Here is a 13,175-nt window from a genome sequence, read left to right as displayed (position 1 = left end):
CAGTAAGAGTTGGAAAAGAAGGGGGCTTATCACATTGTCTATTTTAACGCGCACAAATCGACTCGGATTTTTTGAAATCCGGCTGGAATCCATTGGTGGACTCGGCGCAAATCTGGCTGGCAAAATGTTGGCCGAAACCGGGGTACTTGGTCTGGGACTGAATGCTTCAAATTTCTCATCCTACGGTTCGGAAAAGAAGGGATCTCCAGTTAAAAGCTTTGTTCGCTTCTGTGAGCCGGAGGTGGATATTCGCGATCACAGTCCGATCGAGCAACCGCATGTGGTAGGCATTTTCCATGAAACGTTATACAAAACGGTAAATGTAATCAGCGGCCTGCCAGCAGATGGGATTGTAGTGGTCAATTCCACACGTCCGGCAGAAGAAATACGGGCTGATTTGGGACTGGTATCCGGTACATTAGCAGTGGTGGATGCGATGGGCATCGCACTGGAAGAGCGGACCAAACTAAATACGTCCATGCTAGGTGCCTTGTTCCGTGTCTGTGATTTCCTGGACCCGGAAGCAATGAGATCGGTTATTCGCAGTACTTTTGAAAAGAAAAATCCACAATTAGTGGAACCTAATCTGCGTACGTTTAATCGTGGTTTTGAAGAAATGCAACTACATGTATATCCGGTTACTGCTGATGCGCAGGATCGGGTTTTTGAACGTCCGCAGCCTTTGCTAGGGTACGAAACTCAATTGCTGGGGGGCGTTATTGCAACTCAGGGCAACAGCATGACGAAAGATGTTAGTGGTTCACGTCAGGGTTATGTACCTGAGTATGAAGCTGATAAATGTACTCATTGTGCCAAGTGTGATTCGATTTGCCCGGATTACTGCTTTGTATGGGAAGAGCAAGCAGACAAACGCGGAAGAATGATGCCGTTTTTGCAAGGGATTGATTACCAGTATTGCAAAGGGTGTCTGAAGTGTGTAGATATTTGCCCGTCAGGGGCATTAAGCTCGCGTCGCGAACAATGGGGCTGGGCGGAGCAGAATCGCGTTGCCCACCAATTTCCAGTATATGAAGGAGGGCGTGCGTAATGGCAAAGCTGGAGGAAGAACTCAAACAGACGGGCGCCGCACAAGTGACAACATTCGAATCCGGTAATGAAATGGCAGCTACGGCGGCTGCGCAGATCAATTATCATATGATGGGATATTTCCCGATTACGCCGTCGACTGAGGTAGCACAGTATCTGGATCAAATGAAAACGCGTGGTCAGCATAATATTAAACTGGTTGCAGCAGATGGAGAACACGGATCGGCAGGGATTTGTTATGGAGCTGCGGCAGCAGGAGCGCGGGTTGTGAACGCTACCAGTTCGCAAGGTTTCCTATACATGCTGGAGCAGTTGCCTGTTCAGTCGGGTACCCGTTTTCCTATGGTTATGAATCTGGTGACAAGAGCTGTCAGTGGTCCCTTGGATATTCGGGGGGATCATTCGGACCTGTATTATGGTTTGAATACAGGCTGGGTCATTTTGACGGCAAGTACGCCACAGGCTGTGTATGATATGAACATTATGGCCCTGAAAATTGCAGAGCATAGCGATGTACGATTGCCTGTAATGGTCGCATACGACGGTTTTTATACGTCCCATCAAAAACGTAAAGTGCAATATTTTGCCGATGCAGAGACCGTGCGCGATTTTGTAGGCCCCAACCCGAACCTAAATTATCCGAATATTACGGATTTTGATCATCCTGTCACTGTGGGTGCGCATATGAACGGCGATGATCTGACGAATAATCACGTTCAACTGTCCGAAGCGTTGAAGCTTTCAGAAGGAGTATATGAGCAGGTAGCAGCAGAATATGCCGCTTTATCCGGTCGGGAATATCCGATTTTGGATCTGTATCATATGGAGGATGCTGAGGTTGCGGTATTTTTGCTGAATTCGGCGGCTGAATCGGCCAAGGATGTGGCAGATCAACTCCGCACGCGCGGCATTAAAGCCGGTGTGATTCGTCCGAATATCATCCGGCCATTCCCAGCTGCACAACTGCGGGAGGCATTGCGCCATGTCAAGGCGCTGTTGGTGGGTGAACGTGCAGATTCGTACGGGTCAGATGGTGGTAATTTGACGCATGAAATCAAGGCGGCGTTGCAAGAGGACCCGTTGAACCAAACCATCGTGTTAAGCCGTATCTTTGGCTTGGGTGGTAAGGACTTTTATGCGGAAGATGCAGAGGCCTTCTTCCAGCTTGCGATTCAGGCGGCAGAGGCTGGACGCGCGGAGAAGCCTTTTGATTATTACGGGGTTAATCCAGGCTCTCCAGACAAGGTGATGCCGCAAGTCATGCAGCCACCACGTGGCAATGCATACCGTACGGGGCTGATTCAGGTTACGCCGGACGAGGCGACTGGGAAGCTCAAAGTCAAGGTACCACCTCTGCGTTCGTTGACAACCAAACCACGCCGTCTTACACCAGGGCATGGGGCTTGTCCTGGTTGTGGAGCCTTGTCTGCGCTTGAGCTATTTTTTAAAGGAATTGAAGGCGATATTGTCGTACTATTCCAGACTGGCTGCGTTTATGTGGTGACGACAGGGTATCCATATACATCACACAAGCAACCGATGATCCACAATCTTTTTCAAAACGGGGCCGCTACCCTTTCAGGTGCGCTGGAAGCTTACATGGAGATGAAGCGACGTAATGAAATTGAGATATCCGATGATCCAACCTTTATCATGATCAGTGGTGACGGCGGGATGGATATCGGTATGGGTTCTGCAATTGGTGCGGCTCTGCGTAACCATAAACTGATTATGCTGGAATATGACAACGAGGGGTACATGAATACAGGTTCGCAGCAATCGTACTCCACTCCAATGGGGCATATGACCAGTACATCGGGTGTAGGGAAAATGCAAAAAGGGAAGCAAGGGCATCATAAGGATACCGTACAAATCATGGCCGCCTGTAACATCCCGTATGCTTTTACCGCAGCCGAAAGCCATCCGCAGGATATGCTGCGCAAAGCGGCCAAGGCTCAATGGTATGCCAACAACGTGGGTACGGCATATGGTAAAATTCTGTGTGCCTGCCCGCTCAACTGGAAATCCGAAGACAGACTGGGTACTAGCATCGTAGGCGCCGCAGTTGAGTCTTGCTTCTTTCCTTTGTACGAAATCGAACAGGGAAGCACGACGATTACGTACAATCCGGAAGACAAGGGAAAACGGATTCCAGCCGCAGAATGGCTGAAATTAATGGGTAAAACGAAGCATCTTCTCAAAGAGGAAGCAACGCTGGCTACCTTTGAGCAGGAGATTGAGCGTCGCTGGACTATCCTGAAAAAGAAACATGAAATTTCGGAGTTATAATTCTGTTTTTTGCATAATAATCGTGTAACATTGTTAGCCGCTGTTTCGGCACCAGTTCGATTGAGATTCCTTGCGCTTGCTGCGCAAGGAATCTTTTTTTGCGTTTATGGATTGAGGCATAAAAAAACAGGTAATGATTTCCGATATAGGAGTGGAGGCCTATAGAAGGCATGTTATAAAGTTTTCTTCTGAATTTTAAGATGCAATGAGGTGCAGGTAATGATTAAGCTGAATACAGTTGAAATAATTGAAATTATAAAGAAGCAAATCCCCAAGGTTATGAACATCACGCCAGTGGAACTCAAGTTTACGGATGATTTTGGACGGGCATCGCTGGCGGCAACTGAACACAAATTCACGCTGACGAACCAGCATTATTCTGCCAAGGTGATGGATTGCGTGTTAGAAACACAAGTGCGCCCTATTTTAATGTGTGAAATTATTTATTTTCTAAAATGCGAGTTTATTGATGGACATGTGGATGTACGACTGGATTATGAAGCATGTTCTGAGGGAGAGCGAGGACCTGTCGCTTCGGCCGTTATTACCTTTGACCATGATACACAGCTTGGAGTCGACGAACTGGCCGATCTGATTGATCTGGCACTTCATATGAATGATAAATCCTGGTTTGAAGAACTCTCCAGCCAATATGTCAAAACCAAAGCAGGAGCTTCTATTAGATAACTTGCTTTTTTTTGAAGTCGGTGCTAATATACGTAACAAGTTTAATGTTAATTCAATTAAATAAGAGCAAGATCCTTCGGGGCGGGGCGAAACTCCCCACCGGCGGTGATGACATGTTTGTGAATCGCTTCTGTGAACACAGCATGGCTTAGTCCGTGACCCGGATGCTGAACAATCAGCAGAAGGTGGACCTGGTGTAATTCCGGGACCGACAGTATAGTCTGGATGGGAGAAGGATACGAAGCGCATGTGCATGACGTGGCATGTGCCAATTTTTAGCATACTTAAAAGTACGTACGGCTTATTTCGTTGTAGGACAGCATCAGACGATAGCTTTTTTTAGCTTTCTTTTTGATAACGTTCTGAGCGTAATTGCTGTATCTTCGATCATGCTTTCTTTTGGCAAACCTATGATTTCATGTCATTTTAAGACATACATGAACTGCGCTTGTATACTACATACGTGACTCTCATCACCCCCATGACGGATTGAATCCTGACTGGGGGTTATTTGCGCTTACAGCAGATGAATTAGGGATAAACTGAAATGTAGTGGAAAGGAGTGAAAGCATGTTTACCGGATTGGTCGAGGAAGTGGGTCGCATTCAAAGTATTTCTAAGAGCGGTGAAGCGATGGTGCTGGGGATTTCGGGTTCTGTGGTATTGGGCGATTTGAAAATCGGCGATAGTGTCTCGGTAAATGGGGTTTGCCTGACGGCAATACAGATTGGTACTAAAGATTTTAAGGTTGATGTGATGCCAGAGACTTTTCGCAGCAGTAATCTAAGGGAACTCAGATCCGGCAGCCGAGTCAACCTGGAGCGGGCGATGGCGGCGAATGGAAGGTTCGGAGGACATATCGTACAGGGACATGTAGACGGAACGGGTACGATTCGCGGAGTGACATCAGACCAGAATGCGGTTGTGTTCGAAGTTGAGCCTTCTGATCAAGCATTATTCAAATATGTTCTCCTCAAAGGGTCAATTACAATTGATGGTATCAGCCTCACAGTCGCGCAGCGTACGAGAGATAGCTTTGCCGTATCCATCATCCCCCACACCTTAGCCGAAACGGCCTTACAAGCCAAACGTGAGGGAGACACTGTGAATATTGAATGCGACATATTGGGCAAATATGTGGAGCAGCTTTTACATTACAGAGGTTCAGTACCGATGGAGAGAGCAGATCAAGCTCCTCTTAGTTTGGACTATTTGGCGAAACACGGCTTTGCTTGATACAGAATGATAGAAAATTTGGTTCAGGAGCATTCGTGACTTAAGACATAAGGAGGAGAGGGTTATGGATAGAGGCATCCAAACAAGTGCGACGACAAACATCATGGAGCAGGGCGAGTTGCACCATGACGAAGAGATTCGATTGGATTCCATCGAAGAAGCATTGGAGGATTTAAAGAACGGCAAAGTCGTTATTGTAGTGGATGATGAACAGCGGGAAAATGAAGGCGACTTTATCGCTTTGGCTGAAAAAGCATCGCCTGAGGTCATCAACTTCATGATTACAGAAGGTCGCGGGTTGGTCTGCGTGCCGATCACACAGCACAGAGCCGAGGCATTGGAATTGCATCCTATGGTAGAGCAAAACACAGATTTTCACGGTACCGCCTTTACGGTATCGGTAGATCATATGAAGACAACAACGGGGATTTCAGCGGCCGAGCGCTCTTTGACTGTTCGCGCCTTAGCCGACGAAGCAATCACGGGCAGCGATTTCCGCAAACCTGGTCACATGTTCCCGCTAATTGCTCGCGATGGTGGGGTCTTGCAACGCGCTGGTCATACTGAAGCGGCTGTCGATCTGGCCCGACTCAGCGGCTTCAAGCCCGCCGGGGTCATTTGCGAAATTATAAAGGAAGATGGCTCAATGGCCCGCTTGCCTGATTTGGCCGTGATCGCCAAGCGACATCAATTGAAGCTGATTAGCATTCAACATTTAATTGAATACCGTCGTCGTTTGTCATTGTAAATAATTCAAAAAAAGAGAGGTTGATAAGCATGGCACGTTTTCTGGAAGGTAATCTTGTATCAAGTGGTTTAAAGTATGGTATTGTGGTGGGCAGATTTAATGAGTTTATTACAAGCAAACTGTTAAGTGGTGCGCTTGACGCACTTCAACGACATGGTGCACAGGAAGATGAAATTGATGTAGCATGGGTGCCGGGTGCATTTGAAATCTCACTTATTGCACAAAAAATGGCTGCAAGCGGAAAATATGATGCCGTCATTACGCTTGGCACGGTTATCCGTGGCTCTACTTCACACTATGATATCGTCTGCAATGAAGTGGCCAAGGGTGTGGCGGCAAGCAGTCTGAAAACGGGTGTCCCCATTATTTTTGGTGTAGTGACTACGGAAAATATTGAGCAGGCTATTGAACGAGCAGGTACGAAGGCTGGTAATAAAGGTTGGGATTCTGCGCTGGCTGCGATTGAAATGGCCAATCTCGGTAAGCAGTTCTAATGATATAAATGGCTGAAAGAACGGCATAAACTGCAAAGTGGAAAAGGGATTGGATTGTTAAGCAAGGCGATGACGTATATACTACAGAAAGAGGGATTGATAACGTAGAGCATAAGTGCTAATGGGGAAAGGTATTGTTGAATGATGATTGGAGTAAGGCAGGGGGAAGCACATTGACAGTCGTAAATTACAAGCTGGAAACATTCGAGGGTCCGCTGGATCTACTGTTGCATCTGATTGATAAAGCCGAGATTGACATTCAGGATATCCCGATTAGCGATATTACTGATCAGTACATGGCTTTTTTGCACAGTATGCAGGAGCTGGAGCTGGACATTACAAGCGAGTTTCTAGTGATGGCGGCGACGCTCTTATCCATTAAGAGTAAATTGTTGCTTCCCAAGCCACCTGTGATGGAATATGACGATTTGGATTATTATGAAGAAGAGGACTATGATCCACGCGAGGAACTGGTTCGCAAGCTGGTGGAGTATCGCAAATACAAAGGGATTGCTCGCCACCTGAGTGAACGTGAGTGGGAACGGAGTCTGATTTATGGCAAGGAGCCGGAAGATTTGAGCGCATTCTTGCCAACCGAACCCGCGAATCCGGTGCATGGGCTGCATGCAAGTGATTTGGTCGCGGCCTTTCAGCGTGCATTGCGCAAAGCTGAACGACGTACGACGGTAACCCGTGTTCATCGGGACGAAATTTCAGTCAAGGACCGTATCCGGCAAGTTATCGGGGCGTTAGAGATGGTGGGGACTGGAGGACGGTTGCTGTTCTCCAAGCTGATGCATGAGGACATGTATCGGCATGAGGTGGTTGTAACCTTTTTGGCTATCCTTGAATTGATGAAAATGAAGCAAATCTTCTGTTATCAGGAGAAGCTTTTCGATGATATTGTAATGGAGTGGAGAGGGGATTTACGGGTTAATGGATTATCTGAAGCTGAAATCAATTATTGAGGGGCTGCTGTTTCTTGCGGGAGAGGAAGGGTTGTCCACCAAGCAGATCGCCGACATTGTAGAGCAGCAGCAAGAGCTGGTTGAAAAGTGTCTGGAGGATATGAAACAGGACATGGAGCAGGGAGGAAGAGGCCTGCAGCTTGTCCGTATTGCTGGCCATTATCAGCTTGCAACCTTATCCGAACATGCACCCTATTTTGAAAAGCTCGCCTACTCTCCGGCACGTGCCTCACTGTCTCAAGCTGCTTTGGAGACACTGGCTATTGTGGCCTATCGCCAGCCCATTACAAGAGTTGAAATCGAAGAAATTCGGGGTGTCAAATCCGAGCGGGCCATACATACACTGGTCAACAAGGAGCTCATTGAAGAGAAAGGTCGAGCTGAGGCCATCGGACGACCAATATTGTATGGAACGACGAAATCATTCTTGGATTATTTCGGTCTAGGCTCTCTCGAAGATCTGCCGCAACCGGAGCAGTTCGAGGATTCAGACAATTTGGAAGAAGAGACACAGCTATTGTTCGAGCGTCTGGAGAGCAGCCAGCCTGCAGAGAACGATTCGGATCTGGAATCCTAAGTTCATAAAATTTAAAAGACAGCCAGTCCTTACGTTGTTGAGGGCTGGCTGTTTGGCATTTTAAGATGCATGATTTTCCGCCGAAGGGTCATACTATTTTTGCCATGATATTCTATAGCAAAAGGGTAGGGAGGACTCGCCAGTGTGGAAATGGATCAGTATCGCCACCATCATCGTTATATTCATCGTACTGGCTATTCTGCTCTCTCGTATTCGATTGAAGCTGGAAATTGCCAAGCATGACAATGATGATCGGGCGCATCTAGAGATCAGAATTCTGTACGGGTTGGTCAAAATGGATTACGATATTCCAGCCATTCTCATAACAGGTTTGAAAAAAGGGCTTCTCTATCGGCTTGACCGCAATAAAAACATACATAAAACGGATGCTTCTGTGGATAGCGGAAATATTGATATCGAAAAAATCAAGCAATTTATACATGATATACGGGTTTTGCTCAAAGGAACACAATCTTTACAGCGATGGCTGCGACATACATTGGCCCATGTAACAGTGTCCAAAATGGAGTGGTCTACCAATATTAGTCTGGCTGACGCAGCTTATACAGCGACCTCAACTGGTATGTTATGGGGGCTAAAAACGACCTTGATCGGTTTTGCTTCCAGCATTGTGCGCATGGACTGTACCCCAAAGGTGTTTGTTGTGCCTTATTGGGTGGACCGACTACGTTTTACTACCATCTTGAACTGTGAAGCAAAAATATCGCTCGGTTATTTAATCTTTTCCATGCTCAGATTAGCTTTCCGCATATGGCGTGTTCCGGGAGGACCAGAGGCATGGAAGCGGGTTATTTCCAAAAATCCTGAGAATCAACAAGCCAGCAGTGAGGAATAAACAGTGTAGAGGATTGACATACATATTTCCCTGAACCTTTGCGCACAATAGCGAAAGAAAAGCAGTCTACGCTTGAGATAAGCAGAGGAGGAATAAAACATGTCAGATCATCCGATTCAAGGGCTCATGCAAACCGCGATGGAGAACATCAAGGCCATGGTGGACGTGAATACGATTGTGGGAGACGCGGTGGAAACACCCGATGGTTCCGTTATTTTGCCAATCAGTAAGGTAGGATTTGGGTTCGCAGCCGGGGGAAGTGATTTTAACGTAGATGAAGAGGCGCTCCATACTTCCTCAGCATCCGGTAATCATAGTGGGAAGGAAGTACATCCTTTTGGTGGCGGTAGCGGTGGTGGTGTATCTATTCATCCCATTGCCTTTCTAGTTGTCGGCAAACAGGGAGCACAAATCGTTCCGCTGGACAATCAAACGCATCTGTTTGAGAAAATCATCGACTCCACACCATACCTGATCGATAAGGTTCAGTCTATCTTCCAGAATTCAGGCAGCAACATGCAGACTCCACCTCCACAGGTACCTGCAAATGCTAATACTGACCAAAGTCAATCTGGACCGGCTTACTTGTAAAAGTTATTGAAATTAAAAGTGTGCTCTCAAGAAGGTATCCCCAAGCCGAGCGTGGCCTAGGAATACCTTCTTTTTAGTATCAACTCGCCTCTATTCCTGAATATACTGCCTTCCACCAATGACAGCATGTATACAGTGACTGAATTCTTGGTAATAAAATGTATTCACTGATAGTTCATTTTTTCGGTTTTCTTCGGGTGCGAACTGGGATAGGTAAACGAAGTCAGGGTAGATCACTTCATTCGTCATATAAGCAGATACCGTGGCATCCGGGCGACGATGTCGATTAAGAGAATCAATAATACCTTGAGCCGGCAAGATGCCAATCCCATGGCCATAGAAAGAATCTTCCTTCAGTTTGATGACATTTTCTCCCTTCCATTCCAATGCATCGGACGACACATCTGGATTGTTAAAATACAGAATGTCCCCAGGAACCGCTTTATGGCTGCCTTGCTGTTGTATAAGCCTGAGATCACTGTCATAGTGCCAATCATACAACAGCATATCTGCAAAAATCTGATTAAACTCACTTTCTAGAATGGAATCCAGTACTCCTTTGTACAACACAATAACCATTGCTGTTGCACATTCAAAAGCGTATTGTTGACCGTTTATAAAGATATCTTTGATTCCTTGCGCCGGAGTGACACCTGCTTTGATCCGAAAACCGCCTTTTTCCGTTAACTCCCAAAATTGTGGGTTGCAACGCGCGGTAGCAAAAGTGGCGAAGGATACACCACTTTGATGCAATGCTTGTGCGGATTCTACAATCCGCGATCTTAAAATCATTTCAAACTGTAATCGCTGCATGTTGTAACCCCCCGATTCATATTTAACGTTTAGTAACTAATATTATATGTGTTCAGGAGTGCAAGTTGCTTGGTTAACATAGAAAGAAAGCAAAAGAGGAGCGGCTAATGACTATCCTGTACAAGGAATTTTCTGTTATAAAGGTGGACATACTTTGAACAGCTTGGACATAGAATGGTACAAGACTTGCTCAAAACCGGAGGAATCCAAATGTTTAAAAAAAAACAACATATCCATGCGGACCACAGCCATTTTAAGAATAAGGCACGCGCATTTGTTTTACCGCTAGCGCTTATGTTTGTTTTGTCATTGCCGCTTACATTGCTGAGTCCACAGCCTGTTCTGGGAGCGGTGACAACAGAAGCAACACCGCCCGCGTTAGGAACTCATGCACAGGCTGCTTCTTTAATTGATGTCACATCAGGACGGATCATATATTCAGCCGAAGGTGACCGGGAGCTCCGAATAGCTAGCCTAACCAAAATTATGACTGCGATTGTAGCCATTGAACATGGACGCTTGCAGGACCGAGTAAAAGTGAGTTCAACGGCGTATGCCAAAGAAGGCTCCTCGCTTTTTCTGCAAATGGGTGAACAAATGACGCTGGAAAATATGCTATACGGCTTAATGCTCCGTTCGGGTAATGATGCAGCTTCTGCCATTGCCGAGCATGTTGGGGGGACAGAGGAGGGATTTGTCCATTTAATGAATGACAAGGCGGTTCAGCTTGGGCTAAACCATACGCATTTTGCTAATCCTCATGGGCTGGATGCCGATGGACATTATTCCTCAGCCAACGATATGGCCCGGCTCACTGCTTATGCGCTGCATAACCCAACTTTTGCCCGTATCGTAAAAACAGAACTGAAGAAAGCACCGAACCCCAACGATTCCTGGGACTATTCATGGCATAATAAAAACAAAATGCTGCGGCTGTATGAGGGAGCTGACGGTGTAAAAACAGGCTTCACTAAAAAAGCGTTTCGTTGCCTGGTCAGCTCGGCCACACGTGAGGGGCGCCAGCTCGCTGCTGTTACCTTGAATGACGGGGACGATTGGAATGACCATGCCCGTATGCTTGATTACGGCTTTCGATATTATCCTCTCATTCCGATTACGGACAAGCAGCAGCCTATTGATGGTTACCCCCTCTTGACAGGGGCGAGTTTCTCTTATCCTCTACATGATGGTGAGAAGACTCAATTGCACAAAAGACTGGTGTTGTTTAAAAATTCCGCTTCGGCGGATAGAGCTGACGTGTCTTTTGGTTTACGAGGACGGGTCGAATTTTTACTGGAAGGTAAATTGATCGGTTCTGTTCCTGTATATGAAAAAGGTAGTAAGCTGCCTACTCAAACTATTGTACAGCCACAGCAGGAGGCTCCGACTGCACAAGTTCCTGCAAACCATACTCAGCCACGAGGTTGGACGAGCAAATGGAATGAAATTCTTAAAAATCTGTTCAGATCATAAGGCAAGTAGGCTTGATGCTATAAAGCTGCGGTGTCACATCATTGGGAAAAGGGGGAATCAGTCATGATTCATCTCATATGGGTGGCTTTGATTTGTATAGGATTTGTATTTGCAGCCGCACAGGGAAATATAGAGGTGGTGACGAAGGCGGCTTTTGACGGGGCAACTACGGGTGTTACAGTATGCTTTGGACTGATAAGTGTGCTGGTATTCTGGATGGGCATGATGAGGCTGGCTGAAGACGGTGGGCTCTTGCAGAAAATATCTAAGCTGCTTTCTCCTTTGGTCGCCTTTCTCTTTCCTGATGTTCCGCGTAATCATCCCGCTATGGGCTACATTTTGTCCAATATGAGCGCCAATCTGCTCGGATTGGGGAATGCAGCAACGCCCATGGGGATCAAGGCGATGCAAGAGTTACAAACGCTCAATCCTGATAAGCAAACCGCTACACCTGCCATGTGTACGCTGCTCGCGCTGAATACAGCCAGCATTACGCTTATTCCTACAACGTTGATCGCCATTCGGCTAAATTTTCATTCCGCCCACCCGGCTGAAATCGTCGGAACGACACTGGTGGCGACCGCAATAGCCACCTTTGCTGCCATTGCGGCGGATCGTTGGTATCGTAGTCGAGAATTGCGCCGCCGTCCTCCAGCGAATCCGCCATCCCAGACCTCCTTGGCGCCACGTACCTCGCAAGCACCAACATCTGTGGCTTCTTCACATGTACCGCCCATATCTTCACCTGCCGTGCCGCGAACGGGAATCACAGCTACCAAGGGCAGGGACACCACTTGGAAAGGATGAGGGAGGCATGCTGAATTTTATTAACCTCGTATCGACTTGGGCCATCCCGGTTATTCTTGCTTTTATTCCTTTATATGCATATGCCAAAAAGGTCCCTGTCTACGATTCTTTTGTAGATGGAGCCAAAGACGGCTTTTCTACCGCCATCAGCATTATTCCTCATCTTGTAGGCATGATGGTGGCGATTAGCATTTTTCGAGCATCCGGCGCTTTGGACTATGTAATATCCTGGGTAACCCCGTGGATTAAAAACTGGGGCGTACCTGGCGAGGTGCTGCCTTTAGGCTTGCTCCGTCCATTGACGGGCACTGGTTCACTTGCGTTCACGACGGATCTAATTCGCACTTATGGTCCCGATTCCATGATCGGTCGGATTGCTTCAACGATTCAGGGCAGCACAGATACGACGCTGTATGTATTAACTGTATATTTTGGTGCGGTAGGTATCCGCAATGGACGATATGCCTTGAAGGTGGGACTATTTTCAGATGTGGTTGGTTTTGTGGCGGCTATTGCCATTTGTTTGCTTGTATTTTGAATTTTGCATCGTTTTTTGAACGGGGGTTGTGATTTTGCTCATGGATGGGTA

Annotated in this window: 14 protein-coding genes and 1 riboswitch; of the genes, 13 read left to right on the top strand and 1 reads right to left on the bottom strand. The window is 46.9% G+C overall.

Annotation, left to right across the window (positions count from 1 at the left end; all coding sequences use genetic code 11):
* Positions 1-34 precede the first annotated feature (34 nt).
* From PPM_RS15570 to ytfJ, 10 genes are all read left to right on the top strand, one after another.
* A complete protein-coding gene (locus PPM_RS15570; protein ID WP_013371729.1) occupies positions 35-1,048 on the top strand; it encodes a 2-oxoacid:acceptor oxidoreductase family protein in 1,014 nt (337 codons plus the stop codon).
* Complete coding sequence (locus tag PPM_RS15565; protein ID WP_013371728.1) at positions 1,048-3,336, top strand: thiamine pyrophosphate-dependent enzyme; 2,289 nt, start codon at positions 1,048-1,050, stop codon at positions 3,334-3,336. Before PPM_RS15570 ends, PPM_RS15565 begins: the two co-directional genes overlap by 1 nt.
* A 219-nt stretch (positions 3,337-3,555) precedes the next feature.
* Positions 3,556-4,023, top strand: coding sequence for an IDEAL domain-containing protein (locus PPM_RS15560; protein ID WP_013371727.1), 468 nt, complete (start codon positions 3,556-3,558; stop codon positions 4,021-4,023).
* A gap of 68 nt (positions 4,024-4,091) precedes the next feature.
* Positions 4,092-4,264: riboswitch (FMN riboswitch) on the top strand.
* Positions 4,265-4,593: 329 nt separating this feature from the next.
* Positions 4,594-5,259, top strand: coding sequence for a riboflavin synthase (gene ribE, locus PPM_RS15555; RefSeq protein ID WP_013371726.1), 666 nt, complete (start codon positions 4,594-4,596; stop codon positions 5,257-5,259).
* A gap of 64 nt (positions 5,260-5,323) precedes the next feature.
* The gene (ribB, locus tag PPM_RS15550) at positions 5,324-6,007 is read left to right on the top strand and encodes a 3,4-dihydroxy-2-butanone-4-phosphate synthase (protein WP_013371725.1); all 684 of its coding nucleotides are present in this window, start codon (positions 5,324-5,326) and stop codon (positions 6,005-6,007) included.
* Positions 6,008-6,036: 29 nt separating this feature from the next.
* Positions 6,037-6,501, top strand: coding sequence for a 6,7-dimethyl-8-ribityllumazine synthase (ribE, locus tag PPM_RS15545; RefSeq protein WP_013371724.1), 465 nt, complete (start codon positions 6,037-6,039; stop codon positions 6,499-6,501).
* Positions 6,502-6,674: 173 nt separating this feature from the next.
* Positions 6,675-7,469, top strand: coding sequence for a segregation and condensation protein A (locus PPM_RS15540; RefSeq protein ID WP_040103467.1), 795 nt, complete (start codon positions 6,675-6,677; stop codon positions 7,467-7,469).
* Positions 7,438-8,046, top strand: coding sequence for an SMC-Scp complex subunit ScpB (scpB, locus tag PPM_RS15535; RefSeq protein WP_013371722.1), 609 nt, complete (start codon positions 7,438-7,440; stop codon positions 8,044-8,046). The genes PPM_RS15540 and scpB overlap by 32 nt, the downstream gene beginning before the upstream one ends.
* Before the next feature lie 142 nt (positions 8,047-8,188).
* Complete coding sequence (locus tag PPM_RS15530; protein ID WP_013371721.1) at positions 8,189-8,902, top strand: DUF2953 domain-containing protein; 714 nt, start codon at positions 8,189-8,191, stop codon at positions 8,900-8,902.
* A gap of 99 nt (positions 8,903-9,001) precedes the next feature.
* Positions 9,002-9,493 carry a GerW family sporulation protein gene (ytfJ, locus tag PPM_RS15525; protein WP_013371720.1) on the top strand — a complete coding sequence of 164 codons (492 nt, stop codon included), beginning with the start codon at positions 9,002-9,004 and terminating at the stop codon, positions 9,491-9,493.
* Positions 9,494-9,583: 90 nt separating this feature from the next.
* On the opposite strand, the gene PPM_RS15520 is transcribed toward ytfJ, so the two are convergent.
* Entirely contained in the window at positions 9,584-10,306 is a 723-nt protein-coding gene (locus PPM_RS15520; protein ID WP_013371719.1) for a hypothetical protein, read from the bottom strand.
* 210 nt (positions 10,307-10,516) lie between these two features.
* Between PPM_RS15520 and PPM_RS15515 the strand changes: the two genes are divergently transcribed.
* From PPM_RS15515 to PPM_RS15505, 3 genes are all read left to right on the top strand, one after another.
* Positions 10,517-11,779, top strand: coding sequence for a D-alanyl-D-alanine carboxypeptidase family protein (locus PPM_RS15515; RefSeq protein WP_013371717.1), 1,263 nt, complete (start codon positions 10,517-10,519; stop codon positions 11,777-11,779).
* A 63-nt stretch (positions 11,780-11,842) separates the two neighbouring features.
* Positions 11,843-12,586, top strand: a complete 744-nt coding sequence (locus PPM_RS15510) for a nucleoside recognition domain-containing protein (RefSeq protein WP_013371716.1) — start codon at positions 11,843-11,845, stop codon at positions 12,584-12,586.
* Positions 12,587-12,593: 7 nt separating this feature from the next.
* Positions 12,594-13,124 carry a spore maturation protein gene (locus PPM_RS15505; RefSeq protein ID WP_014599983.1) on the top strand — a complete coding sequence of 177 codons (531 nt, stop codon included), beginning with the start codon at positions 12,594-12,596 and terminating at the stop codon, positions 13,122-13,124.
* The last annotated feature ends 51 nt before the right edge of the window (positions 13,125-13,175 follow it).

This window comes from Paenibacillus polymyxa M1 (assembly GCF_000237325.1).
In the GTDB taxonomy this organism is placed as follows: Bacteria; Bacillota; Bacilli; order Paenibacillales; family Paenibacillaceae; genus Paenibacillus; species Paenibacillus polymyxa_C.
Note: the sequence above shows the minus strand (reverse complement) of the source record. Positions and strands in the feature narration are given on the sequence as shown.

Coding starts and splice junctions, on each gene's coding strand:
- ytfJ (WP_013371720.1), top strand. CDS start 9,002: ATGTCAGATCATCCGATTCAAGGGCTCATGCAAACCGCGATGGAGAAC.
- ribB (WP_013371725.1), top strand. CDS start 5,324: ATGGATAGAGGCATCCAAACAAGTGCGACGACAAACATCATGGAGCAG.
- PPM_RS15560 (WP_013371727.1), top strand. CDS start 3,556: ATGATTAAGCTGAATACAGTTGAAATAATTGAAATTATAAAGAAGCAA.
- PPM_RS15520 (WP_013371719.1), bottom strand. CDS start 10,306: ATGCAGCGATTACAGTTTGAAATGATTTTAAGATCGCGGATTGTAGAA.
- ribE (WP_013371726.1), top strand. CDS start 4,594: ATGTTTACCGGATTGGTCGAGGAAGTGGGTCGCATTCAAAGTATTTCT.
- scpB (WP_013371722.1), top strand. CDS start 7,438: ATGGATTATCTGAAGCTGAAATCAATTATTGAGGGGCTGCTGTTTCTT.
- PPM_RS15510 (WP_013371716.1), top strand. CDS start 11,843: ATGATTCATCTCATATGGGTGGCTTTGATTTGTATAGGATTTGTATTT.
- PPM_RS15515 (WP_013371717.1), top strand. CDS start 10,517: ATGTTTAAAAAAAAACAACATATCCATGCGGACCACAGCCATTTTAAG.
- PPM_RS15505 (WP_014599983.1), top strand. CDS start 12,594: ATGCTGAATTTTATTAACCTCGTATCGACTTGGGCCATCCCGGTTATT.
- ribE (WP_013371724.1), top strand. CDS start 6,037: ATGGCACGTTTTCTGGAAGGTAATCTTGTATCAAGTGGTTTAAAGTAT.
- PPM_RS15565 (WP_013371728.1), top strand. CDS start 1,048: ATGGCAAAGCTGGAGGAAGAACTCAAACAGACGGGCGCCGCACAAGTG.